A 488-nucleotide genomic window follows, 5' to 3' on the forward strand; every position below is an offset into this window, starting at 1 on the left:
AAAGATATATCCAGCGGCTAGAGAATTGGAAGGACACGTTGGAGATTGCCATCGTTCCTGAGATTAACGGATCTCAACTCCGAGATCCCGCGATGGGAAAGAAAAATGGCTCGACAGCTAGCAGCTACTACTAGACCCGAAGCTCCAGCTGCTGCTTCTGCTGCAGTGTTACATCTACCAGAGATTCTAGAATGCATCCTCATCCATCTGACCCCGCGCGATCTGCTCGTCTCGGCCCAGCGCGTCTGCCGCGATTGGCAGAGCGTGATCACACGGTCTCCAGAGCTTCATAAACACCTCTTCTTCGTCGGGCACCACGGCAGCCCATTCGCTGAGAAGCATAAGAACCCCTTACTTCGAGAGGCTTTTGGACCGCAGTTCTTCGACATTGACACGAGGGTATTGGAAGTCCAAGTACAATCAGAGTCCCAGGTACTGTACGTACTTATCATGAACTATTTTCTCAGTAGCCTAATACAGCTTAAGTA

General features: G+C 50.6%; 1 protein-coding gene. It reads left to right on the forward strand.

Features of this window, described 5'->3' with window-relative positions; translation table 11 throughout:
* Window positions 1-105: 105 nt before the first annotated feature.
* On the forward strand, window positions 106-488 hold a 383-nt coding region (locus D7V77_RS46150), incomplete at its 3' end, for an F-box protein (protein ID WP_147452378.1).

Source organism: Corallococcus sp. CA041A (genome assembly GCF_003612075.1).
GTDB classification, from domain to species: Bacteria; Myxococcota; Myxococcia; order Myxococcales; family Myxococcaceae; genus Corallococcus; species Corallococcus exiguus.